Raw genomic sequence first — 22,094 nt, 5'->3', positions numbered from 1 at the left:
CCTGAGAATGCGTGGCTTACGCTATCCTTAGCGGCTTATGGCATCCGCTGAAACACTCACCCGCGACCCCGCTTCTGTTGCCCTGCCAGGAATCGGCAGGGCGCTGGTACTAGCCGGCAAGCTACCCCAGCAAACGGCTGAAGAAATCTACCGCAAAGCGCTGCTAAGCAAAAACAGCTTTATGGCGGAATTGGTGGGGTCGGCGGCGGTATCGTCGTTGGATCTGGCACAAACCCTGTCGGCAGCTTTTGCGGCACCGTTGCTGGATTTGGATGCTGTGGATGTGCAGCGCTTGCCTAAGGGCCTGCTGGACGCGAAGATTTGCACCGAGTTCAGAGTCTTGGTGTTGAGCAAGCGCGGCAACCGCTTGATCATTGCCACCGCAGACCCTTCGGACCAGCAAGCTGCAGAGCGGATCAAGTTTGCGACCCAGATGGGCTTTGACTGGGTCATTGCCGAGTACGACAAGCTGTCGAAGATTGTGGACGCCAATACGGTCACGGCGACCGAGGCGATGGAAGAAATCATTGGCGGCGACTTCGAGTTTGATGAAGCAGCTGCCGAGTCCGCTGTTGAGACCACCCAAGCGGCGACCGCGGATGTTGAAGATGCACCGGTAGTGCGTTTCCTGCACAAAATGTTGATGGATGCGTTCAGCATGCGGGCCTCGGACTTGCACTTTGAGCCCTACGAACACCAGTACCGGGTGCGGTTCCGGATTGACGGGGAGCTGCGCGAAATTGCGAGCCCTCCGATCGCCATCAAAGACAAGCTGGCCTCGCGGATCAAGGTGATCTCGCGGATGGATATTTCGGAGAAGCGGGTCCCGCAAGACGGCCGCATGAAACTCAAGGTGGGCGCGGACCGGGTGATTGACTTCCGGGTGAGCACACTGCCCACCTTGTTTGGCGAGAAGATTGTGATTCGTATCTTGGACCCGAGCAGTGCCAAGCTGGGCATCGATGCGCTGGGGTACGAGGCCGAAGAAAAAGAGCGCCTACTCAAGGCGATTGGCCGGCCTTACGGGATGATTCTGGTCACGGGGCCTACGGGTTCCGGCAAAACGGTGTCGCTGTACACCTGCCTGAATATGCTGAACCAGCCCGGGGTGAACATTGCCACCGCCGAGGACCCCTCCGAAATCAACTTGCCGGGTGTCAACCAGGTGAACGTGAATGAAAAGGCGGGCCTGACTTTTGCTGCGGCGCTGAAGTCGTTTTTGCGGCAGGATCCGGACATCATCATGGTGGGTGAAATCCGGGACCTGGAAACGGCCGACATTTCGATCAAGGCAGCGCAAACCGGCCACTTGGTGCTATCTACCCTGCACACCAATGACGCCCCGACAACGCTCACGCGGATGCGGAACATGGGCATTCAGCCGTTCAACATCGCATCCAGCGTCATTTTGATCACGGCGCAGCGACTGGCCCGGCGGCTGTGCGGGCAATGCAAGCAGCCGGCGGATGTGCCGGAACTCGCGCTGCTGGACGCGGGATTCAAGCAGGCTGATCTGGATGGGAGCTGGAAGCCTTACAGGGCCGTAGGCTGCTCGGCTTGCAACAACGGTTACAAGGGCCGGGTGGGCATCTATCAAGTGATGCCTATCAGTGAAGAGATTCAACGCATTATTTTGCGTGATGGCAGTGCAATGGATATCGCCGCCCAGTCGGAGTTGGAGGGCGTGCGCTCGTTGCGTCAGTCCGGCTTGCACAAAGTGAAACAAGGGCTGACTTCGTTGGAAGAAGTGCTTGCGGTGACCAACGAATAAAAGGGCAACCCCGGGAGATCTATGGCAACAGGAAAATCTGCGCCCACCAAAGATGTGGTTTTTGAGTGGGAAGGCAAAGACCGCAACGGCAAGCAAGTCCGGGGCGAGACGCGAGCCGCGGGTGAAAACCAGGTGAAGTCCATGTTGCGCCGTCAAGGTGTGACGCCCACCAAAATTAAGAAGCGGCGCATGCGCTCGGGCAAATCGATCAAGCCCAAAGACATGGCGATCTTTACCCGTCAGCTGGCCACCATGATGAAGGCCGGCGTGCCCTTGCTGCAAGCCTTTGACATTGTGGGCCGCGGCAACCCGAACCCCAGTGTGACCAAGTTGCTCAGCGATATCCGCGCGGATGTGGAAACTGGTACCTCGCTGAGTGCAGCGTTCCGCAAGTACCCGCTGTACTTTGACAACCTGTATTGCAACTTGGTGGAAGCGGGCGAGTCGGCCGGTATTTTGGACCAGTTGCTGGACCGTTTGGCTGTTTATATGGAGAAGACAGAGGCCATCAAGTCCAAGATCAAGTCTGCGCTGATGTACCCGATTGCGGTGTTGGTGGTGGCATTCGTGGTGGTCTCAGTGATCATGATTTTTGTGATCCCGTCGTTCAAACAGGTCTTCAGCTCTTTTGGCGGAGAACTGCCAGCACCCACCCTGTTTGTGATTGCCTTGAGTGAAATTTTTATTGAGTATTGGTGGCTGATATTTGGCGGGATTGGCGGTGGGTTGTACTTTTTCATGCAGGCGTGGCGCCGCAACGAGAAAGTGCAGGCCTTCATGGACCGCGTGATGTTGAAACTGCCCATATTCGGCGTCATGGTGGAAAAGAGCTGTGTGGCCCGTTGGACCCGCACGCTATCCACCATGTTTGCGGCCGGGGTGCCTTTGGTAGAGGCGCTGGACTCGGTGGGCGGCGCCTCCGGTAACGTGGTGTACCTGAAGGCGACGCAGAAGATTCAACAGGAAGTGTCCACCGGGACTTCATTGACTGCAGCGATGTCGAATGTGAATCTATTCCCCTCCATGGTGCTGCAGATGTGCGCGATCGGCGAGGAGTCGGGCTCCATTGACCATATGTTGGGCAAGGCGGCTGACTTTTTTGAAGCAGAAGTCGATGACATGGTGGCTGGCATTTCCAGCCTGATGGAGCCCATCATCATTGTGGTGCTGGGCACACTCATCGGCGGGATTGTGGTGTCGATGTATTTGCCGATCTTCAAGTTGGGACAAGTGGTTTGATGAGCACCGGTTTGCAGTGGCTAGACGTGGGTATATTGGGTTTGCTGGGGCTGCTGATTGGCAGCTTCTTGAATGTGGTGATCCACAGGCTGCCCAAGATGATGGAACGGCAATGGGCTGCGGAGTATGCAGAGATGGCAGGCAAAGAGCCGCCTGCACAAGCCCCTTTTAATTTGATGGTGCCACGGTCGCGTTGTCCGCACTGCGGCCACTTGATCGCTTGGTACGAAAACATCCCGGTTGTTAGCTATATGGCGCTGCGCGGACGCTGCGCTGAATGCAAAAAGCCGATCAGCGTACGCTACCCGCTTGTGGAGTTTGTCACTGGAGCGCTTTTCGGGTTTTGCGCCTGGCAATGGGGTTTGACCGTTACCGCCTTGGTGTGGTGTGTCTTTTGTGCGGCGCTGGTGAGTTTGGCCATGATTGACTGGGACACCACCCTGCTACCAGATGACATCACACTGCCCTTGGTATGGCTTGGCTTGGTGGCATCCGCTCTTGGGTGGACTGCGGTGCCCTTGAGTACCGCCCTGTGGGGTGCGGTGGCGGGGTATTTGTCGTTGTGGTCGATTTACTGGCTGTTCAAATTGATAACCGGCAAAGAAGGCATGGGCTACGGTGACTTCAAGCTGTTTGCCGCGCTCGGTGCATGGTTTGGTTGGCCGGTGCTGATCCCCATGATCTTGCTGGCGTCCGTAATAGGTGCCATCGTGGGTATTGCCATGAAATTCACGAGCGGTTTGCGGGAAGGGGGCTATGTGCCCTTTGGGCCTTTTCTGGCCGGCGCAGGTTTTGCCGCGTTAATCATTGGGCCTGACACCTTGCGCCAGATGGCCAATTTGTAAGCAGGGCACACGAGATGCGGGTCGGGCTCACTGGTGGTATCGGCAGCGGAAAAAGTACGGTGGCCGCTTTCTTGGAGCAGTGCGGTGCATCAGTCGTGGATGCCGATGCCATTTCGCGTGCGGCAACTGCCGCAGGTGGAAGCGCCATTGCCCCCATCAGCGCCGCATTCGGAACGGACATGATCGATGCCACGGGTGCACTGGACCGGGTAAAAATGCGGGCAATGGTGTTCCAAGACACAGAAGCCCGCAAGCTGCTGGAGTCCATCATTCACCCACTTGTCGGCGCAGCCATTGAGGCTGCCACTCGAGAGGCTCAGTCCCGTGGCGCGCGATGTGTGGTGCTGGACATTCCTCTGTTGGTCGAGTCTGCGCATTGGCGAAAGCGGCTCGATAAGGTGCTCGTGGTCGACTGCTCGACCGAGACACAGATCCGCAGAGTCATGCAGAGAAATGCCCTGGAAGTCCACGAAGTGCAGGCTGTCATTGACAGCCAAGCCCCACGTCTCACCCGGCTTGCTGCTGCCGACTGTGTGATCTCTAACGAAGGGCTGTCTTTGCTGCAACTTGAGGCGGTAACGAAGCAAATGGGCGCACACTTCGGGCTATGATCGACCGCCGACCGGAAATACCAGCGTGATCCTTTACGAATACCCCTTCAACGAACGCATCCGCACGTATTTGCGGCTAGAACACCTGTTTCTGCGTCTGGCCGAGTTGATGGGGCGCCCGGACCCCTTGGATCACCACTTCGCCTTGACTACGATTTTTGAAGTCATGGATGTGGGTGCACGGGCGGACCTGAAGTCAGATGTACTGAAGGACCTGGACAAGCAAAAGCAGGTGTTGAACGGTTACCGGGGTAACCCTGCGATCTCCGAAGCGGCGCTCGACAAGGTAGTGAGTCAACTCGACCAGTGCTTTACCGACTTGAATGCTCTGGCCGGTAAGGCCGGGCAATCGCTCACTGAGAACGACTGGCTGATGAGTATCCGTAGCCGCGTGGGTATCCCTGGAGGTACCTGCGAATTTGATTTGCCCGCCTACTATGCATGGCAGCACCGCGATGCGGCTGCACGACAGCAAGATTTGCAGCGCTGGGCCTCGACACTGGCACCTTTGGCAGCCTCGATTCACCTGCTATTGAAGATGCTACGCGACTCAGGTGCGCCCCAGAAGGTGATGGCAGTTGCTGGGCAATTCCAGCAAAACTTGCCGCAAGGCCGCACTTTCCAGCTGCTACGCTTGGCGGTGGACCCTGCCCTCGAAGTGATCCCAGAGATTAGCGGGAACCGGCTGATGGTATCGATTCGCTTTATGCGGCACGAAGCCGACGACCGCCTGCACTCCAACGCCCAGGATACGGGCTTTGAACTGACCTTGTGCTCCTGATAGGCGCCACCCCGAATGACGATGGACTCTCCAATCTTGGAAAAGCTGGTGCGCTGCCCCGCTTGTGGTGGCGATAGCGTTTACGGACCGCGCAATCTGTTTCGCCCTTTTTGCAGCGAGCGCTGCAAAAACTTGGACTTGGGTGCTTGGGCCAGCGAGTCGTTCAGAGTGCCCACAGAGGCACCGCCCGACGAGGCGCCCTTCGGTGACCCGAAACTACAGTAAATCAACCAATCACCGGCGCGGAATATGCGCTAGTAGCTCCTAAAACAGTAGCACCCGTGTGATTGCGCTCTGCGGCAAACCAGTCGAGCACTGGAATGGTGCCCGGCAACACAGGTTCCACAGCGACCGGGAGCTGTTGCCATGCAAAGCTCTGGGACTCGCGCATTTCTAGCTCGCCACTCCACTCAAAGACTTTACAGAAGTACAAACGCACTAACGCGTGTGGATAGTCGACCATTTCCACCCGCCAAGGTAAGGCAGGGCCGATGTGAATGCCGATTTCTTCTGTGAGCTCACGACGCAGCGCCTGCTCAATGGTTTCTCCCGCCTCGACCTTGCCACCGGGGAACTCCCAATAGCCTGCGTAAGGCTTACCTTCGGGCCTGGAAGTCAACAAAAATGCACCATCCGGGCGAACCAACACCCCCACCGCAACCTCCACAGCAGGACGGTCTGCACTACCCGCGCGCTGGGCTTGGGGATCAGCGACCCATGGGGTGGATGCCGTCAAGATGCGGCCCGCCCCGAATAATCGCGTGCAAACTGATAGGCGACACGGCCGCTCCGCGCTCCGCGCTCGAGTGCCCACAAGAGGGCCTCAGAGCGGGCAGCCTCAATGGCTGCTGAGTCGAAACCCAATGCGGTCAACCACTGGTTGACGATCGACAGGTATTCGTCTTGGCTGAAGGGGTAAAAGCTTACCCACAGGCCAAAACGCTCAGACAAGGAAATTTTCTCCTCCACTCCTTCACCAGGATGCACCTCCCCATCTTCGGTGTGTTTGTAGCTCAGGTTGTCGGACATGTATTCGGGCAAAAGATGGCGCCGATTACTGGTCGCATAAATCAACACATTCGGGGTAGAGGCTGCGACGGATCCGTCCAGCACCGACTTCAGTGCTTTGTAGCCTGGCTCGCCATCATCAAAGCTCAAATCGTCGCAAAAGATGATGAATTTTTCCGGCCGTGCTGCGATCAGTTCGATGATGTCCTGGAGATCTATCAGGTCTGCCTTGTCCACCTCGATGAGACGCAAGCCAGAAGGTGCATAGGTCTGAAGGCACGCTCGGATAAGCGATGACTTTCCGGTGCCGCGGGCGCCGGTTAACAGGACATTGTTTGCCAAGCCACCGCGCACAAACTGCGCTGTATTGCGTTGGATTTTTTCCTTTTGATCGTCGATCTCGCGCAGTGAGTCCAATGACATGGCGCCCACATGCTGCACTGGAGAAATGACACCTTGGCCACCGGAACGGCGACGATAACGGAAGGCGATCGACGCATTCCAATCTGGCGCCGTCAACGTGTGCGGAAGTGAGGCCTCCACACGTTGCATGAACAGTTCAGCCCGCGCTAAAAAGCGCTCTAGTGCATCAGACATCAAGCAATCCCGTTCAGGAGCGATAGTCGGCGTTGATCGTGACGTAGTCGTGGCTGAAGTCGCAAGTCCAGACCGTCTGGCTGGCAGCGCCCCGCCCCAAGTGGACGCGCACCGTGATCTCGCTTTGCTTCATAACGCGCTGACCGTCTTCTTCACGGTAAGCCGGATTCCGACCACCACGGGTTGCGACGTGCACATCGTCCAAGAATAGCTCGATGAGTGACTGATCCAAATCCTGGATGCCCGCATAGCCCACGGCAGCCAGAATACGGCCAAGGTTGGGATCGCTAGCGAAAAATGCGGTTTTGACCAAAGGGGAATGCGCAATGGCATAGGCCACGAGGCGGCACTCCGCTTCGGTTCCGCCACCCTCAACTTGCACGGAAATGAATTTGGTTGCACCTTCGCCGTCCCGAACGATGGCTTGCGCCAACTTGCGAGCAACCTCCAGCATGGCGTGCTTTAAAGGGGCGGCCGAGACTGCGTTCAAATCAGTGACCGTTGGATTGCCGGCTTTGTTTGAAGCGATTACCAACAGAGAATCGTTGGTAGAGGTGTCGCCATCTACCGTTACCCGGTTAAACGAGCCTTCGGCCAGTTCGCGTGCGAGGGCGGGCATCACGGACGCATCGATACAGGCATCGGTGGCGATGAACCCCAACATGGTGGCCATGTTCGGGCGAATCATGCCCGCACCTTTGCTGATACCCGTGACAGTGATCGGAAAGCCGTCCACCATGGCCGTTGCGCTGAAAGCTTTGGGCTGGGTATCCGTGGTCATGATCCCCTCGGCCGCCTTGAGCCAGTTACTTTCCCGGGCGTCCAAAATTGCGGCGTCCAAGCCGGCCACGATCCGGTCCACAGGGAGTGGTTCCATGATCACGCCGGTGGAAAACGGCAGCACCTGCGTGGCTTTGAGGCTGAGTTTGGCCGCCAGAGCAGAGCAGGTTTCCTTGGCGCGCGCCAGTCCATCGGCTCCAGTGCCGGCGTTGGCATTGCCAGTGTTGATCACGACTGCTCGAATGTCACTCGCTGCGAGATGCTCGCGACAAATTTGTACCGGGGCTGCACAAAAGCGGTTCGTCGTGAAGACTCCGCCCACGGTGCAGCCGGGGTCCAGCAGCATCACGGTCACATCTTTTCGGCCCGGCTTGCGAACGCCTGCCTCTACAACCCCGATTCGGACACCGGGCACCGGCAACAAGTCTGCTGCAACAGGCAGCGGGAGGTTCACTGGCATACAAAGACTTTCAAGAGAGTTTGCCGTGGCACTGCTTGTATTTTTTGCCGCTGCCGCAAGGACAAGGGTCGTTGCGGCCGACACGCGGAACATCGGACTCGGCAGTTTTTACGGTAGTGGCATCAGCCGTCGTTTCGACTTCACCAGTCTCTGTGGGAGCGGTGTAGGTCACGTTGGCGATGCTTTCCCCGCGCGATTCAATCGCGTCGGCTGCCTGCTCCAATTGTTCGTTGGATTGGATCTTGACGGTCATCAAGATTTTGGTAACGTCGTTTTTGACGGAGTCCAGCAACTGCCCGAATAGTTCAAACGCTTCGCGCTTGTATTCTTGCTTGGGTTGCTTTTGTGCGTAACCGCGCAGATGGATACCTTGGCGCAGGTAGTCCAAGGCACTCAGATGGTCACGCCAGTGGCTATCGATACTCTGCAAGAGCACCATGCGCTCGAATTGGGTGAAGTTGTCTTTGCCGACCAGGTTCACTTTGCTCTCGAAAGCTTCGTTTGCCGCCGTAGTGACGGTGGTCACGATTTCTTCATCGGTAATAGAGCTGGCGCTGCTTACTTGTTTCTGGAGGTCCAGGTTCAGTTGCCATTCGTCTGACAGCATCTTCTGGAGCGATGGAATATCCCATTGCTCTTCTACCGACTCTGCAGGAACGAACTGACGCACCATGTCTTCAAAAGCACCCTCGCGCAGGCCCGCAATCTGAGCCTCCAGATCGGTGGCATCCAAAATGGCGTTGCGCTGCTGGTAGATGACCTTGCGCTGGTCGTTGGATACATCGTCGTATTCCAACAGCTGCTTGCGCATATCGAAGTTGCGCGCTTCTACTTTGCGTTGTGCGCTTTCAATGCTGCGGGTCACGATGCCGGCCTCAATAGCTTCGCCCTCGGGCATTTTGAGGCGATCCATGATGGATTTCACGCGGTCACCGGCGAAGATCCGCATCAAAGAATCATCCAGACTCAGATAGAAACGGGATGAACCAGGATCACCCTGACGCCCTGAGCGACCGCGGAGTTGGTTGTCGATCCGGCGAGATTCATGGCGCTCGGTAGCAATGATGCGAAGGCCACCCAGTGCCTTGATGGCTTCATGGTCTTTTTGCCACTGGCTTTTCAACTCAGCGACTTTGGCTTGCTTGACAGCTTCGTCCAAAGTGGCATCGCCCTCAATTGCCTCCAGCAACTTGTCCATGTTGCCGCCAAGCACAATATCGGTACCTCGGCCTGCCATATTGGTGGCGATCGTGATCATCTTTTCACGACCTGCTTGAGCCACGATATCGGCTTCGCGTGCGTGCTGCTTAGCGTTCAAGACTTGGTGAGGCAACTTTTCTTTGTCGAGCAGCTCAGCAATGATTTCTGAGTTTTCAATCGAAGTGGTTCCCACCAGCACAGGCTGGCCCCTGTCATAGCATTCGCGGATGTCTTTGATCGCCGCATCGTACTTTTCGCGGGTTGTCTTGTAGACACGGTCCAACTGGTCGTCCCGGCGGCTGATGCGGTTTGGCGGGATCACTACAGTTTCGAGACCATAGATCTCCTGAAACTCGTAGGCCTCGGTGTCTGCGGTACCGGTCATACCCGCCAGCTTGCTGTAGAGCCGGAAATAGTTCTGGAAAGTGATAGATGCGAGCGTCTGGTTCTCCGCCTGGATCTGCACTCCTTCTTTGGCCTCCACCGCTTGGTGCAAGCCATCGCTCCAACGGCGACCAGTCATCAGACGGCCGGTGTACTCGTCGACGATGACGATTTCACCGTTTTGCACAACGTAGTGCTGATCACGGTGGTACAGATGATTGGCACGCAACGCTGCGTACAAGTGATGCATGAGTGTGATGTTGGCCGGGTCATACAAAGAAGAGCCCGCAGGGATCAAGCCCAGCTCTGCAAAGATGGACTCGGCTACTTCGTGCCCTTGTTCCGTCAAGAAAACTTGGTGACTCTTCTCATCTAAAGTGAAGTCGCCGGGTTTGGTAATGCCTTGCCCTGTGATGGGATCAGCTTCCCCCTCTTGCTTGACCAAGCGCGGAATCGCTCTGTTAATGGCGAGATAGAGTTCGGTGTGGTCTTCAGCTTGGCCACTGATGATGAGTGGTGTGCGGGCTTCGTCGATCAAAATGGAGTCAACTTCATCCACGATGGCAAAGTTCAGTCCGCGTTGCACCCGGTCACTCGCCTCGTAGACCATGTTGTCGCGGAGGTAATCGAAACCGTACTCGTTGTTGGTGCCGTAGGTGATATCAGAGTTGTAGGCCTGCTGCTTGTCTTCACGCGGGGCTTGGGGCATGTTGATGCCGACGGTCAGACCCAAGAAGTTGTAAAGGCGGCCCATCCATCTCGCGTCGCGGCTGGCAAGGTAATCGTTGACGGTAACAACGTGGACACCTTTACCGCTCAGTGCATTCAAGTACACCGGCAAGGTCGCAGTGAGGGTTTTACCCTCACCGGTGCGCATTTCTGAAATCTTCCCATAATGCAGTGCCATTCCACCCAACATTTGCACATCGAAGTGGCGCATTTTCATGACGCGCTTGGAGCCTTCACGGACTAGCGCAAAAGCTTCCGGAAGGATGGCATCGAGTGTCTCGCCTTTGGCGACAAGGTCTTTGAACTCTTGCGTCTTGGCACGGAGCCCGTCGTCGGTAAGGGCCTCGAACTCAGGCTCCAGTGCATTGATGCGAGTTACTACGACCCGATACTGTTTGAGCAAACGATCGTTGCGGCTGCCAAAAATTTTGGTAAGGAAGTTAATAGCCATCAATGCGAGCACTGCCCGACGGACCCACCATGGGCTCACCGGACTGCACAGTCCTTTGTTTATCTTGAGAAAGTGGAGGCTCTTTGCGGGAAGTCAAGCCAGACTAATGGCCAGCGCTCAGCATCGAGTCAATCGGCTGATTTTAACGCTGTAGAACAGACGCCTTGGAAGAGGCAGACCGCTCAGTGCCCAAACCTTTTCCAGCATTCAGAAACTTCTGTGGATCTTGAGGGACGCCCTGAACCAAGACTTCAAAGTGAAGGTGTGCCCCTGTAGAGCGGCCGGTGTTACCGACATCCGCGATACGCTGCCCACGCTTGATCAGATCGCCCTTTTTCACATGGACTTTAGAGGCGTGTGCGTATCGTGTGATGAGGTCGTTGCCATGATCCACCTCGAGCATATTTCCGTATTGCGGGTGGTATTCCTGCGTGACAACCAAGCCACCAGCCGCAGCGTAGATCGGCGTCCCGACACTCGCCGGAAAATCAAGCCCTGTATGCAAAGCCGAACGGCCTGTGATGGGATCAATCCGCCACCCAAAGATGGAGCCCAGATTGGCATCCAACACTGGTTGCTGCGTAGGCACCATCATCTTCTTTATCCTCTGCTCGAAGAGACGGGACTCAATGACGGTCATGACGTCCGCATTTTTACTGGCAGCGCTATCTAAAGAAGCCAAAGTTGCATCAAGCTCTTCGATGGAAAGGTGACGGCTTGCGATCAGCGCCCCCCCGCGCCCTGGTGCGGCTGTAATTTCAGCCGGGTTGATACCAGCGAGACCGGAAACACGTTCACCGAGCGACTCTAGCTGCAACATCTTGGCCTGCATCTCGCCCAGGCGCTTGGCAAGTACTTCGATATTCTCTTTAAGATATCGGTCGCGCTGGGCAATTTCGTCTTTGGCAACGAGGCGCACCAGCGACCCAATCACTGGCCAGCCTTCTCGCGCACCCTTCATGAATACCCAGTGGTAAAGCCCCGCGGACACCAGCATCAACACCAACGATGCCAGCAGTATCGCCAGGATCAATTTAAAGCCATTGAGATGGAAAGCGCGGGATCTCGCCATCCACGCATCCGTGATAATCACCTGCATCCAGCGAACCCCTCATTGCATCTCGCATACATGATCAGAAACCACCGCTCTGTTTCAGCACTACAGGCGGCCCACGAGTCGCCCACCTTGTCACACCTTGCCGTGCTCACCAAGGAGTCGAGCGCGCGCCTTAAAAGCTTGGAGCGGCTCATTCCGGGAGGAATCCTGAAGAACATCAAACCGGGACCAATTGAAGGCACGACCTGGTGCCTACTGCTGGACAACAATGCGGTAGCGGCCAAACTACGTCAGCTTACGCCCGCACTACAGGCGCACTTGCAGTCAAAGGGGTGGGAGGTTACCTCAATTCGACTCAAGGTACAAATGTCGTCGCTTACACGGTAGATAAGCGAGAAAGAAATGGTGCCGGTTATCGGATTCGAACTGATGACCTACCGCTTACAAGGCGGTTGCTCTACCAACTGAGCTAAACCGGCACGGGCTAGATTCTACACCAGCAATTTAGCGCCTCCTGAGAGAACGCACTATTTAATTCGCGTGAGCGCTGGGCGCGATGCTGGTGCTGGAGACTTAGGCGGAGTAGGCTCTGGGTCAGCCTCTTGAGCGGCATCCACTGCCGTCAACGCCGCACCTGGTGCCCTTTTGACTCCCTCGGCGTCAGGTGACTGCGTTTTGTTGGGGGTCTTCGTCGAGAGTGGAAACGCCATGCCCTGGCCATTCTCACGGGCATAGATAGCCAGAACATGATCGACAGGCACTAGGATGTCGCGAGCCACACCTCCAAACCGGCCCTTGAATTCGATGTATTCGTTTCCAAGCTTTAAGGCGCTGGTGGCATCGAAGCTGACATTGAGGACGATTTCTCCGTCCTTCACAAACTCCATGGGGACCCGCACCGCATCGTCCACCTGAACGGCGATGAAAGGCGTAAAGCCACTGTCAGTGCACCATTCGTACAAGGCACGGATCAAATAAGGGCGAGTGGAAGGGGCGTCCATGGAGTCGAGCATAGATACATCCTGCGTTATTTACGCATGACCTTTTCAGAGGGGGTCAATGCTTCAATATAAGCGGGGCGCGAAAAAATGCGCTCTGCGTACTTCAACAGCGGAGCAGCGTTTTTGCTGAGTTCGATACCGTAGTAATCCAGACGCCACAACAAGGGGGCAATAGCCACGTCCAACATCGAGAAGCTTTCACCCAACATGTATTTGTTCTTCAAAAACACTGGGGCGAGCTGAGTCAAGCGGTCGCGGATGTGCGCGCGAGCCTTTTCTAAAGCCTTTTCATTGCCTTTGGTCGCACGCGCTTCTAAGGTATTTACGTGCACAAACAATTCCTTCTCAAAATTCAAAAGGAACAGGCGTACGCGTGCGCGATCCACGGGGTCTCCGGGCATCAACTGTGGATGCGGAAAACGCTCATCAATGTACTCATTGATGATGTTCGACTCATACAAAATCAGGTCCCGCTCGACGAGGATTGGCACTTGACCGTAAGGATTCATCACGCTGATGTCTTCAGGCTTGTTGTAGAGATCTACGTCGCGGATCTCAAAATCCATGCCCTTTTCGAACAAAACGAAACGACACCGATGGGAAAAGGGGCAGGTTGTTCCTGAATACAGCACCATCATGGGGAAAGACTCCTAAAAAATGCAAAAAGAGTGGGACGCGTCAGCGGGCCCACTCTGAATCTGTCACTAGCCACCCTCACCGGGAGCAGGACAGCCGATACCTCTATTTCACGTCTTTCCAAAAGGCAGCATTCAAACGCCACGCAAACAAGGTTAAGACCGCAAGGAAAAGCAACACCCAAACGCCCACGCGAACGCGTGTGTTCTGAGCGGGCTCGCCCATCCATTGAAGGTAGTTTACCAAGTCACCCACCGTTTGATCGTATTGGGCGGGTGTCATGGTGCCTGGCGTTACTTGTTGCCAACCTTTGAAGACTTTCTCCTCATGTCCGTGATTCACAACAGTTTCATAAATGGGCACGCGCTTCCCTTGAAGCTCCCACAGCACGTGAGGCATACCAACACTCGGGAAAGCCAAGTTATTCCAACCCGTGGCCTTGGTGTCGTCTGCGTAGTAGGTGCGCATGTAGGTGTAGAGGTAATCAGCACCCGTCCCACCCGCTCCAGCGCGCGACCGTGCTATCACGGTTAGATCTGGGGGGTTAGCGCCAAACCACTCTTTCGCTTGCCGTGGATCGATTGCCGCCTTCATGGTCTCACCCACCTTGTCGGTAGTGAACAGCAGGTTGTCTTTGATTTGCTGATCTGTCAGTCCGATGTCTTTCAAACGATTGAATCGCATGAATGCTGCAGAGTGGCAGTTCAAACAGTAATTTACAAATACTTTGGCTCCGTTCTGCAGAGACACCAAATCGTTCGTTTTGGAAGGTGCTTTGTCCCAAGCAATCCCACCGGAAGCGGCGTTAGCCCCACCGACCAAACTCAAAACGAGAGCCAAGCCGAAAATGATTTTTTTCATACTTAAATCTCCAGCACTCAGTGGGCTGCAAATGTCACGCGGGCTGGCACGGGCTTGCTTTCACCCACAGTGCTCCACCATGGCATCAGCAAGAAAAAGCCGAAGTAAAACAAGGTGCCTACTTGGGAAACACGCTCACCTATCGGAGACGGGGGCTGCACGCCAAGGTAGGCCAAGATTACAAAATTGATCACAAAAATACCGTACAAATACTTGTGCCAATCCGGACGGTAGCGAATGGACTTCACCGGGCTGTTGTCGAGCCACGGCAAGAAGAACAAGATCACAACCGCACCACCCATGACCACCACGCCCCAGAACTTAGCGTCGATCGACAGCATGGCCACAGAGACAAGCACTGCAGCACCCACGATAGCAGCCTTGAAGATATTGGGCAATTTCGCCTTGATCACACCGAAAGCAGCCGCACCAATCACACAGGCGATCAGCGCGTACATCATCTCGCTGGTGATAGCCCGCAACATGGAATAGAAAGGAGTGAAATACCAGACTGGAGCAATGTGGGCTGGAGTCTTTAGCGGGTCAGCGGGGATGAAGTTGTTGTACTCCAAGAAATACCCGCCGAACTCTGGTGCGAAGAAAATGATGGCAGTGAACACCATCAAGAACATGCTCACCGCAAAGATGTCATGCACGGTGTAGTAAGGATGGAAGGGAACGCCGTCCAAGGGGTGACCTTGGGCATCGCGCGGGGCGTTGGGCCCTTTGATTTCGACGCCGTCTGGGTTGTTAGAGCCCACATCGTGCAACGCAAGCAAGTGCGCAACCACCAAGCCCAACAACACCAATGGGACAGCAATCACGTGGAAGCTGAAGAATCGGTTCAACGTAGCATCACCCACCACAAAATCTCCGCGAATCAGCAGCGCGAGGTCAGGCCCAACCAAGGGGACAGCGGCGAACAAGTTCACAATAACTTGTGCACCCCAGTAAGACATTTGACCCCAAGGCAGCAGATAACCCATGAAGGCTTCGGCCATCAGGCACAAGAAAATCGCGCAACCAAAAATCCACACCAACTCTCGAGGCTTGCGGTAGCTACCGTAGATCAAGCCGCGAAACATGTGCAGGTACACAACTACAAAGAACGCAGAAGCACCAGTCGAGTGCATATAGCGGATCAGCCAGCCCCAAGGCACATCGCGCATAATGTACTCCACAGAGGCAAACGCCAGATTGGCGTCGGGCTTGTAGTGCATGACCAGAAAAATCCCGGTGACGATTTGAATCACCAGCACCAGCAAAGCCAGCGAGCCGAAGATGTACCAGAAGTTAAAGTTCTTCGGAGCGTAATACTCCGACATGTGAACTTTGTAGGCATCAAAAGCCGTGGGAAAACGGTTCTCGAACCAATTGGTTACCTTTTCCCCGGAAGAGGCGTTAGGCGATATGTCCTTGAATGCTCGGGCCATGTCTTATTCCTCAGGCTTTCTTGTCTTCGCCGATAAGTAGCTTGCTGTCGGACAGGAACATGTGTGGGGGGACTTCTAGGTTGTCAGGCGCCGGTTTGTTCTTGAAGACCCGGCCAGCCATATCGAACGTCGAACCATGGCATGGGCACAAGAAGCCGCCCTTCCAATCATCAGGAAGCGAAGGCTGAGCGCCGGTCTGGAATTTGTCAGAGGGAGAGCAACCAAGGTGAGAGCAGATACCCACTGCCACAAAGAACTCCGGCTTGATGGAGCGCGCTTCATTGCGGGCGTATTCCGGCGTCAGCTCGTCAGGCTTGCGCTCTGACTTGGGATCTGCTAGCTGGCTATCGATACCGGCCAAAGCAGCCACTTGCTCTGGCGTACGTCGAACAATCCACACAGGCTTGCCGCGCCATTCAACAGTGACCTTCTCGCCGGGTTTTAGTTCAGCGATGTCTACCTCAACGGCTGCTCCTGCAGCCTTCGCGCGCTCAGACGGCTGAAAGGTACTCACAAAGGGAATGGCGGTTGCAACACCACCTACCGCACCAGCACAACCGGAGGCAATCAGCCAAGTCCGCTTGCTGGCGTCGATCTTTTTGCTGTCGACAAGTGTTTCACTCATGAGAATCCTCAACGAACGTCGCTAGTAGATTAGACAAGAATTGTAGCTGACGGATGTAGGGTTATTCAATGAACAAGGACTTGCGCAAGTCACCTTCGCAATGCCCTTGTGATTTCGGGGATACTAGCGCTTTTATCAATTAAGGAGAGTTATCCCATGGGCATGCTGCAAGAATTCAAAGAGTTCGCCGTCAAAGGTAATGTGGTCGACTTGGCAGTCGGTGTGATCATTGGTGGAGCGTTCGGCAAGATTGTCGACTCGGTGGTAGGCGACTTGATCATGCCTTTGATCGGTGCTGTCGTTGGCAAACTTGATTTTTCCAACCTTTTTGTAGTCTTGGGAAGCATTCCTCCCGGCACGGGCACCACTCTGGATGCACTCAAAAAAGCAGGCGTGCCGGTTTTTGCTTACGGCAACTTCATCACCGTCGCAGTGAACTTCGCGATCTTGGCTTTCATCATCTTCTTGATGATCAAGCAAATCAACCGCATGAAGAAAGAGGCCCCGGCTGCGGCACCTGCGCCTGCGGTTACTTCGGAAGACGTGTTGTTGTTGCGTGAAATCCGCGACAGCCTGAAGAAGTAAATTTGGAAGCAGGATTTGCTATATTTTTAATAGCAAGTCCTGCCTTATGCAAGAGCGCTAGGTGCGTACTCAGTCGATTTTTACGAGCCGCTGTGCAGTATCAACCGCCTCTAACAGGCTTCGGTAGTCTGCAACACCGCGGCCCGCAATATCAAACGCAGTGCCATGATCCGGGCTGGTACGCACCAGTGGCAAGCCTAGGGTCACATTCACACCTTGCTCCACTCCCAAGTATTTGACCGGGATGAGCCCTTGGTCGTGGTACATCGCCACCACCACATCAAATTCACCGGGGTGGTCGCCTGTATTCCTTGCGCGCATAAAAACAGTATCGGGTGCAATAGGGCCGTAGACATCCGCCCCCTCAGACCCGACCGCCGCAATCGCAGGTTCGATAATTTCGGTCTCCTCTTCCCCAAACAGACCGCCCTCCCCCGCATGCGGGTTCAAACCCGCGACAGCAATTCGGGGCTCACGGCCCAATGCATTTCGCAGAGCGACACGGGTAATTCTCAGCGTGTCGACGATGTTGTCGAAAGTGATCGCTTCCAACGCCTGCCGGAGAGACACATGGATGCTGACCAGCACCGTTCGTAACTCATGGTTGGCCAACATCATCCGCACTGGCATCTCGTCAATTGAGAGCCCGCGGGCATTAGCGGCACGCGCCTGCAGCAACTCGGTGTGCCCGGGATAGGCGTTGTAAGGCGCACCTGCCGCACTCATCGCTTCTTTGTGCAAGGGCGCCGTTACTAAGGCCGCGATATCTCCACGCAAAGCCGCATCTGCCGCCCAGACGACGCATCGGCCGGCGAACTCACCCGCTACCGCACTCACCACGCCATAGGGCACCTCAGGGAGCGCCGGACCGACCTGGAGCACAGGAATACACCCGGGTGGAATGCGATCCATGTCGCCGATTGTGGTCAGGACTGCGATGGGTGCCGCCAATCCGCCCCCCGCTACCAAACGGCCGGCGCGCCGCATGGCTTGCACGTCCCCAGCAACAAAACAGTTCCGCATCAGCGCTGGCGCCTGTTGGTAACACCGCGCAATGATTTCGGGCCCGATTCCGGCAGCGTCGCCGAGGGTGATGGCTATCCAAGGAGTTGTCATGCCGGATTCGGGATATCGATGAAGGTATGGGTTAAACCATGCTGCTCAGCCACCCAGGCTCCTACCGCCTGAGCACCATAGCGCTCGCTGGCATGGTGCCCGCAGGCAATGTACGACACGCCGCACTCGCGTGCGTAGTGGGCCTGAGGCTCTGAAATTTCGCCTGTGATGAAAACCTGCGCCCCGGCGGCAATGGCTGGCTCAAAGTAACTCTGTGCCCCACCGGTACACCAAGCCACTTTGGTGACAGGCCCCGAAAATCCGGAGACACAAGTCACGCTGCGGCCCAATACGATTTCGATATGCGCCGCGAGCGCTGCATCGCTCTCCCAGGGAGTTGACGCAGCGCCTAAAAGCCCTAGCGCTTGTTCTCCGAAGGTGGCCTGCGTGTCCAACCCAAGCCGTTTACCCAGCTGCGCGTTGTTTCCGAGTTCGGGGTGGGCATCCAGCGGCAGGTGGTAGGCCAGCAGGTTGATGTTGTGGGTAATTAACAGGCCCAAGCGTTTTCGCATCCAACCGCTCACCTGGCCATCAAACCCCTTCCAGAACAAACCGTGGTGCACCAAAACTGCGTCCGCTTTTTGATCAATTGCTGCTTGAATGAGCGCCTCGCTGGCTGTCACCCCGCTGACCAAGTGTCTGATATCGGTGCGTCCTTCGACCTGTAGGCCGTTGTGACAATAATCCTTGAACCGCTCCGGTTGGAGCAGTGTTTGAAGAGTTTGGATGAGCTGTTGGCGATCAATCATGGTGTGTCGGGCACTCGTTTTTATTGACTATTGTCTCTGAGGGCGATACCGGCTCGAGGCTACTGTCGCACCCCTGCCCAGCGGCGATCCAACGCGAGGCCATCTTGCCAAGCAAGAAGGCGAACCCACTGCGTACCGGCCACCAGACAGCCGGCCATACGCGCACAAGCATCGCCTGAGGGTTAGCTACTGCACCACAGCGGTACCGCCGCGACACGCTGTCCCATTGCAAGGCCACGCAAGCTCCCTTGTGGCGCCGGCTGAGCACCACACCTACAGGGCATGGCTCCGCCAAGCAGCAAACGCCGCAACCATTGCACGCAGCCCCCCAATTCGGTTTGAGAGGCGCGTCCGGCTGGATCAGAATGGTGCGGTAAGAGTCGGTCATAGTCCGTGCAGCAGCGCACAGCTTAGCAGCCTACAATTTGCACGTGGCACCAGCTGGTGTGTGCCCTTTGCAGAGTGATTTCATGAAAAGACTTTGGTTGCTGTTCTCTCAAACGTGCACCGTATTGCTGGCAACGTATTTTGTAGTTGCGACGTTAAAGCCCCAGTGGATCAGCGCCGGCACCAGCAGCCGTGGTGTCATCTCGATGTTTGAGTCACCCGCTCCGCCAGCGGGGGAAATTCCTCCCGGCAGCTTGCGAATGGCAGCGCAAGTGGCTTCGTCTGCAGTGGTCAGTATCGCCACCAGCAAAGCAGCGGCGCAGCACCCCAATGCCGATGACCCCTGGTTTAAGTTCTTCTACGGCGACCAGAGCGATGAGCCTCAGGGCGGCTTGGGTAGTGGAGTGATTGTCAGCCCGCAGGGCTACATCCTCACCAACAACCATGTGATCGAAGAAGCAGACGAGATCGAGGTCGTCCTCAATGACGGGCGAAAATCCGTCGCCAAAGTCATCGGCACGGATCCCGATAGCGACCTCGCAGTATTGAAAGTAGAGCTAGACAAGCTGCCCACCATCGTGCTGGGCAATGCAGATGCCCTGCGTGTGGGCGACCAGGTTTTGGCCATCGGCAACCCGTTTGGCGTCGGGCAGACGGTGACCAGCGGAATCGTGAGCGCACTGGGGCGTAACCAGTTGGGCATCAACACCTTTGAAAACTTTATCCAAACCGATGCAGCGATCAACCCTGGCAACTCGGGCGGCGCTTTAGTGGACACCAACGGCAACCTGCTGGGCATTAACACCGCTATCTATTCCCGCTCGGGTGGCAGCATGGGCATCGGTTTTGCCATACCGGTGACGACCGCCAAGCAAGTGCTCGAAGACATTGTGAAAGACGGCAAGGTCACCCGTGGCTGGATCGGTGTGGAACCTAACGACCTCTCTCCCGAGCTGGCTGAAACCTTTGATGTGAAGGCCCAAGAGGGGGTGATCATCACTGGCGTGCTGCAAAACGGGCCTGCCGCTCAAGCGGGCATCCGGCCGGGCGATGTGATCGTAAGCATAGGCGGGACGCCCGTTCGAGATGTCACCCAGTTGCTGGCTCTGGTGTCTTCGCTCAAGCCCGGTATCGAATCGGCTTTTGTGGTTCAGCGCAAAGAAGCTCAGGTGAACCTGAAGCTCACCCCTGGCGTACGACCCAAGCCCAAAGCGGTCAAGCGCTGAAAGCAAAACCCCCGCACAAAGGCGGGGGCTGGCTTTTGGAGCGTGGCCTGACTCAGGCGGACTTTGATTCTTCCGCAGGGGCCTGGGTGTGCTTGATAAAAATCTGCGCAGCCCAAATACCGATTTCATACAAGATACACATCGGGATCGCTAAAGCCAGCTGGGACACCACATCCGGCGGAGTCACGATCGCAGCGATCACGAAGGCGAGCACGATGAAGTAGCTGCGGAAAGCCTTGAGCTTTTCGATAGATACGATCCCCATACGCGCCAGCACGACCACCACGATGGGCACCTCAAACGCCAAACCGAAGGCCAAGAACATAGACAGGACAAAGTCCAAATACGCCTCAATATCCGGAGTCGCGGCAATGCTTTTGGGCGCAAAGCTTTGGATGAACTTGAACACTTGCCCGAAAACAAAGAAGTAACAAAACGCCACGCCGATAAAGAACAGCACTGTGCTGGACACCACCAGCGGCAAGACCAATTTCTTCTCATGGCTGTAGAGGCCGGGCGCCACAAATGCCCACAACTGCCACAGCACCACCGGTAGCGCAATCAGGAATGCCGTCATCAGCATGATCTTGAGAGGCACTAGGAATGGCGAAATCACCGAGGTCGCAATCAGCTTGCCGCCCTCCGGCAAAGAGGCTATCAAAGGCTGAGCCAAGAAGTCATACAACGCGGCCGGACCCGGGTACAGCGCCAACACAGCCATGGCGATGCCCACTGCAATGGCGGCTTTGACCAAACGGTCACGCAACTCCATCAAATGCTGGACGAACGGCTGCTCGGTTCCGGCAAGCTCGTCTTGCGGTTGATTTTCAGTAGACATGGCGAAAGTGTTGTGCGCCGATCAACGGGCGCGTGGGGGACGGAAGCGGGCCACACGTGCAGCGCCCGAGAGAGCACGTGTGCGCACCCCGTTGCGGGCCTTGTACCACTGCGGCATGGCCCCCTGCTTCAGGCGCCAATTCTTATTGGGATGCTTGTAGCTTGGAGGCTCAGACGCCAGCGCCGCATCGGTGGTGGCTGACCAAGTGTTTTCAAAGTCAGACGCTGTGGTTTGGATAGAGTTCTCGACATCACGCGCGGCACCTTCGACGGTTTCGCGCATTTTCTTCAACTCGTCCAGGTCCATCGACCGGTTGACCTCAGCCTTCACATCCGACACATAGCGTTGTGCCTTGCCGAGCAAGGCACCCACCGTGCGGGCTACCCGCGGCAGCTTCTCCGGCCCGATGACGATCAGCGCCACCGCGCCGATCAGCGCCATTTTGGAAATTCCGAGATCAATCACGCAGGACTAGCTCAGTTTTTTTGTTTAGCTTCCACGTCGATCGTGGTTTTTTCAGAGGCGTTAGCCACTTGCTGTGCAGGAGTGGCTTTGTCGTCCGCTGCCGGTGCAGTGCCGTCTTTCATGCCGTCTTTGAAGCCCTTCACGGCCCCACCCAAATCAGAGCCCATGTTCTTGAGCTTTTTGGTGCCGAACACCATCACCACGATCAACAGAACGATTAACCAGTGCCAGATAGAAAAAGAACCCATGATGTACTCCT

24 protein-coding genes and 1 tRNA gene are annotated in these 22,094 nt (G+C 56.0%); 9 read left to right on the top strand and 16 right to left on the bottom strand.

All coding sequences use genetic code 11. The annotated features are described in order from the left end of the window. The first annotated feature begins 37 nt into the window (after positions 1 to 37). Genes pilB through U5L73_RS06140 form a run of 6 tightly spaced genes read left to right on the top strand, consistent with a single transcriptional unit; the run spans position 38 to position 5,472 of the window. Positions 38 to 1,771, top strand: a complete 1,734-nt coding sequence (gene pilB, locus U5L73_RS06165; RefSeq protein ID WP_322561519.1) for a type IV-A pilus assembly ATPase PilB — start codon at positions 38 to 40, stop codon at positions 1,769 to 1,771. 21 nt (positions 1,772 to 1,792) lie between these two features. Then, entirely contained in the window at positions 1,793 to 3,010 is a 1,218-nt protein-coding gene (locus U5L73_RS06160) for a type II secretion system F family protein (protein WP_322561518.1), read from the top strand. Beyond that, on the top strand, positions 3,010 to 3,855 hold the full coding sequence (locus tag U5L73_RS06155; RefSeq protein WP_322561517.1) for an A24 family peptidase: 846 nt from the start codon (positions 3,010 to 3,012) through the stop codon (positions 3,853 to 3,855). Before U5L73_RS06160 ends, U5L73_RS06155 begins: the two co-directional genes overlap by 1 nt. A gap of 14 nt (positions 3,856 to 3,869) precedes the next feature. Further along, positions 3,870 to 4,466, top strand: coding sequence for a dephospho-CoA kinase (gene coaE / locus U5L73_RS06150; protein ID WP_322561516.1), 597 nt, complete (start codon positions 3,870 to 3,872; stop codon positions 4,464 to 4,466). Positions 4,467 to 4,491: 25 nt separating this feature from the next. Then, the gene (gene zapD / locus U5L73_RS06145; RefSeq protein ID WP_322561515.1) at positions 4,492 to 5,247 is read left to right on the top strand and encodes a cell division protein ZapD; all 756 of its coding nucleotides are present in this window, start codon (positions 4,492 to 4,494) and stop codon (positions 5,245 to 5,247) included. 21 nt (positions 5,248 to 5,268) lie between these two features. Next, on the top strand, positions 5,269 to 5,472 hold the full coding sequence (locus tag U5L73_RS06140; protein WP_416221263.1) for a DNA gyrase inhibitor YacG: 204 nt from the start codon (positions 5,269 to 5,271) through the stop codon (positions 5,470 to 5,472). Position 5,473: 1 nt separating this feature from the next. Here U5L73_RS06140 and U5L73_RS06135 read toward each other — a convergent pair whose 3' ends face one another. From U5L73_RS06135 to U5L73_RS06115, 5 genes are all read right to left on the bottom strand, one after another. Continuing rightward, on the bottom strand, positions 5,474 to 5,983 hold the full coding sequence (locus U5L73_RS06135; RefSeq protein ID WP_322561514.1) for an NUDIX domain-containing protein: 510 nt from the start codon (positions 5,981 to 5,983) through the stop codon (positions 5,474 to 5,476). Next, on the bottom strand, positions 5,980 to 6,852 hold the full coding sequence (locus tag U5L73_RS06130; protein ID WP_322561513.1) for an ATP-binding protein: 873 nt from the start codon (positions 6,850 to 6,852) through the stop codon (positions 5,980 to 5,982). The genes U5L73_RS06135 and U5L73_RS06130 overlap by 4 nt, the downstream gene beginning before the upstream one ends. A 13-nt stretch (positions 6,853 to 6,865) precedes the next feature. Further along, on the bottom strand, positions 6,866 to 8,092 hold the full coding sequence (gene argJ / locus U5L73_RS06125) for a bifunctional glutamate N-acetyltransferase/amino-acid acetyltransferase ArgJ (protein ID WP_322561512.1): 1,227 nt from the start codon (positions 8,090 to 8,092) through the stop codon (positions 6,866 to 6,868). A 10-nt stretch (positions 8,093 to 8,102) separates the two neighbouring features. Beyond that, positions 8,103 to 10,856: a preprotein translocase subunit SecA gene (gene secA / locus U5L73_RS06120; protein WP_322561938.1), complete on the bottom strand. Its 2,754-nt coding sequence runs from the start codon at positions 10,854 to 10,856 to the stop codon at positions 8,103 to 8,105. 142 nt (positions 10,857 to 10,998) lie between these two features. Beyond that, the gene (locus U5L73_RS06115; RefSeq protein WP_322561511.1) at positions 10,999 to 11,955 is read right to left on the bottom strand and encodes a M23 family metallopeptidase; all 957 of its coding nucleotides are present in this window, start codon (positions 11,953 to 11,955) and stop codon (positions 10,999 to 11,001) included. Between the two features lie 30 nt (positions 11,956 to 11,985). Between U5L73_RS06115 and U5L73_RS06110 the strand changes: the two genes are divergently transcribed. Continuing rightward, complete coding sequence (locus tag U5L73_RS06110) at positions 11,986 to 12,300, top strand: hypothetical protein (protein WP_322561510.1); 315 nt, start codon at positions 11,986 to 11,988, stop codon at positions 12,298 to 12,300. Between the two features lie 16 nt (positions 12,301 to 12,316). Here the strand turns inward: U5L73_RS06110 and U5L73_RS06105 are convergent. The 6 genes from U5L73_RS06105 to petA all read right to left on the bottom strand — a co-directional run bounded on the left by U5L73_RS06105 (position 12,317) and on the right by petA (position 16,469). Then, positions 12,317 to 12,392, bottom strand: a tRNA-Thr gene (locus tag U5L73_RS06105). Between the two features lie 48 nt (positions 12,393 to 12,440). Further along, entirely contained in the window at positions 12,441 to 12,926 is a 486-nt protein-coding gene (locus U5L73_RS06100; RefSeq protein WP_322561509.1) for a ClpXP protease specificity-enhancing factor, read from the bottom strand. A 14-nt stretch (positions 12,927 to 12,940) separates the two neighbouring features. After that, positions 12,941 to 13,552, bottom strand: coding sequence for a glutathione S-transferase N-terminal domain-containing protein (locus tag U5L73_RS06095; protein ID WP_313875312.1), 612 nt, complete (start codon positions 13,550 to 13,552; stop codon positions 12,941 to 12,943). A gap of 103 nt (positions 13,553 to 13,655) precedes the next feature. After that, positions 13,656 to 14,411 (bottom strand): cytochrome c1, encoded by a 756-nt coding sequence (locus tag U5L73_RS06090; RefSeq protein WP_322561508.1) that lies wholly within the window; start codon positions 14,409 to 14,411, stop codon positions 13,656 to 13,658. A 17-nt stretch (positions 14,412 to 14,428) separates the two neighbouring features. Beyond that, the gene (locus U5L73_RS06085; RefSeq protein WP_313875310.1) at positions 14,429 to 15,844 is read right to left on the bottom strand and encodes a cytochrome bc complex cytochrome b subunit; all 1,416 of its coding nucleotides are present in this window, start codon (positions 15,842 to 15,844) and stop codon (positions 14,429 to 14,431) included. 10 nt (positions 15,845 to 15,854) lie between these two features. After that, positions 15,855 to 16,469, bottom strand: coding sequence for a ubiquinol-cytochrome c reductase iron-sulfur subunit (gene petA, locus U5L73_RS06080; RefSeq protein ID WP_313875309.1), 615 nt, complete (start codon positions 16,467 to 16,469; stop codon positions 15,855 to 15,857). A gap of 156 nt (positions 16,470 to 16,625) precedes the next feature. Between petA and mscL the strand changes: the two genes are divergently transcribed. Then, a complete protein-coding gene (gene mscL, locus U5L73_RS06075) occupies positions 16,626 to 17,054 on the top strand; it encodes a large conductance mechanosensitive channel protein MscL (protein WP_322561507.1) in 429 nt (142 codons plus the stop codon). Positions 17,055 to 17,123: 69 nt separating this feature from the next. Here the strand turns inward: mscL and pdxA are convergent, their stop codons facing one another. Together pdxA and U5L73_RS06065 are read right to left on the bottom strand one after the other, a co-directional pair. Continuing rightward, positions 17,124 to 18,170: a 4-hydroxythreonine-4-phosphate dehydrogenase PdxA gene (gene pdxA / locus U5L73_RS06070; protein WP_322561506.1), complete on the bottom strand. Its 1,047-nt coding sequence runs from the start codon at positions 18,168 to 18,170 to the stop codon at positions 17,124 to 17,126. Continuing rightward, positions 18,167 to 18,919, bottom strand: a complete 753-nt coding sequence (locus tag U5L73_RS06065) for a Nif3-like dinuclear metal center hexameric protein (RefSeq protein WP_322561505.1) — start codon at positions 18,917 to 18,919, stop codon at positions 18,167 to 18,169. Before U5L73_RS06065 ends, pdxA begins: the two co-directional genes overlap by 4 nt. Before the next feature lie 470 nt (positions 18,920 to 19,389). Here U5L73_RS06065 and U5L73_RS06060 point away from each other — a divergent pair, with 470 nt between their 5' ends. Beyond that, positions 19,390 to 20,532, top strand: coding sequence for a S1C family serine protease (locus U5L73_RS06060; protein ID WP_322561504.1), 1,143 nt, complete (start codon positions 19,390 to 19,392; stop codon positions 20,530 to 20,532). Between the two features lie 52 nt (positions 20,533 to 20,584). On the opposite strand, the gene tatC is transcribed toward U5L73_RS06060, so the two are convergent. From tatC to tatA, 3 genes are read right to left on the bottom strand one after another with little or no spacing between them, the layout of a single operon-like run. Continuing rightward, positions 20,585 to 21,370 (bottom strand): twin-arginine translocase subunit TatC, encoded by a 786-nt coding sequence (gene tatC, locus U5L73_RS06055; RefSeq protein WP_322561503.1) that lies wholly within the window; start codon positions 21,368 to 21,370, stop codon positions 20,585 to 20,587. Between the two features lie 21 nt (positions 21,371 to 21,391). Next, on the bottom strand, positions 21,392 to 21,835 hold the full coding sequence (gene tatB / locus U5L73_RS06050) for a Sec-independent protein translocase protein TatB (protein WP_322561502.1): 444 nt from the start codon (positions 21,833 to 21,835) through the stop codon (positions 21,392 to 21,394). An 11-nt stretch (positions 21,836 to 21,846) separates the two neighbouring features. Then, entirely contained in the window at positions 21,847 to 22,083 is a 237-nt protein-coding gene (tatA, locus tag U5L73_RS06045; protein ID WP_322561501.1) for a Sec-independent protein translocase subunit TatA, read from the bottom strand. Between the last annotated feature and the right edge of the window lie 11 nt (positions 22,084 to 22,094).

The organism is Rhodoferax sp. (assembly GCF_034520025.1).
Lineage (GTDB): Bacteria > Pseudomonadota > Gammaproteobacteria > Burkholderiales > Burkholderiaceae_C > Allorhodoferax.
This window is presented reverse-complemented; position numbering and strand designations above follow the sequence as displayed.

Excerpts from the sequence above, each read along its gene's own strand:
- pilB (WP_322561519.1), top strand. The coding sequence starts at position 38 with ATGGCATCCGCTGAAACACTCACCCGCGACCCCGCTTCTGTTGCCCTG.
- U5L73_RS06160 (WP_322561518.1), top strand. The coding sequence starts at position 1,793 with ATGGCAACAGGAAAATCTGCGCCCACCAAAGATGTGGTTTTTGAGTGG.
- U5L73_RS06155 (WP_322561517.1), top strand. The coding sequence starts at position 3,010 with ATGAGCACCGGTTTGCAGTGGCTAGACGTGGGTATATTGGGTTTGCTG.
- coaE (WP_322561516.1), top strand. The coding sequence starts at position 3,870 with ATGCGGGTCGGGCTCACTGGTGGTATCGGCAGCGGAAAAAGTACGGTG.
- U5L73_RS06140 (WP_416221263.1), top strand. The coding sequence starts at position 5,269 with ATGGACTCTCCAATCTTGGAAAAGCTGGTGCGCTGCCCCGCTTGTGGT.
- U5L73_RS06130 (WP_322561513.1), bottom strand. The coding sequence starts at position 6,852 with ATGTCTGATGCACTAGAGCGCTTTTTAGCGCGGGCTGAACTGTTCATG.
- argJ (WP_322561512.1), bottom strand. The coding sequence starts at position 8,092 with ATGCCAGTGAACCTCCCGCTGCCTGTTGCAGCAGACTTGTTGCCGGTG.
- secA (WP_322561938.1), bottom strand. The coding sequence starts at position 10,856 with ATGGCTATTAACTTCCTTACCAAAATTTTTGGCAGCCGCAACGATCGT.
- U5L73_RS06115 (WP_322561511.1), bottom strand. The coding sequence starts at position 11,955 with ATGCAGGTGATTATCACGGATGCGTGGATGGCGAGATCCCGCGCTTTC.
- U5L73_RS06110 (WP_322561510.1), top strand. The coding sequence starts at position 11,986 with ATGATCAGAAACCACCGCTCTGTTTCAGCACTACAGGCGGCCCACGAG.
- U5L73_RS06100 (WP_322561509.1), bottom strand. The coding sequence starts at position 12,926 with ATGCTCGACTCCATGGACGCCCCTTCCACTCGCCCTTATTTGATCCGT.
- U5L73_RS06095 (WP_313875312.1), bottom strand. The coding sequence starts at position 13,552 with ATGATGGTGCTGTATTCAGGAACAACCTGCCCCTTTTCCCATCGGTGT.
- U5L73_RS06090 (WP_322561508.1), bottom strand. The coding sequence starts at position 14,411 with ATGAAAAAAATCATTTTCGGCTTGGCTCTCGTTTTGAGTTTGGTCGGT.
- U5L73_RS06085 (WP_313875310.1), bottom strand. The coding sequence starts at position 15,844 with ATGGCCCGAGCATTCAAGGACATATCGCCTAACGCCTCTTCCGGGGAA.
- petA (WP_313875309.1), bottom strand. The coding sequence starts at position 16,469 with ATGAGTGAAACACTTGTCGACAGCAAAAAGATCGACGCCAGCAAGCGG.
- mscL (WP_322561507.1), top strand. The coding sequence starts at position 16,626 with ATGGGCATGCTGCAAGAATTCAAAGAGTTCGCCGTCAAAGGTAATGTG.
- pdxA (WP_322561506.1), bottom strand. The coding sequence starts at position 18,170 with ATGACAACTCCTTGGATAGCCATCACCCTCGGCGACGCTGCCGGAATC.
- U5L73_RS06065 (WP_322561505.1), bottom strand. The coding sequence starts at position 18,919 with ATGATTGATCGCCAACAGCTCATCCAAACTCTTCAAACACTGCTCCAA.
- U5L73_RS06060 (WP_322561504.1), top strand. The coding sequence starts at position 19,390 with ATGAAAAGACTTTGGTTGCTGTTCTCTCAAACGTGCACCGTATTGCTG.
- tatC (WP_322561503.1), bottom strand. The coding sequence starts at position 21,370 with ATGTCTACTGAAAATCAACCGCAAGACGAGCTTGCCGGAACCGAGCAG.
- tatA (WP_322561501.1), bottom strand. The coding sequence starts at position 22,083 with ATGGGTTCTTTTTCTATCTGGCACTGGTTAATCGTTCTGTTGATCGTG.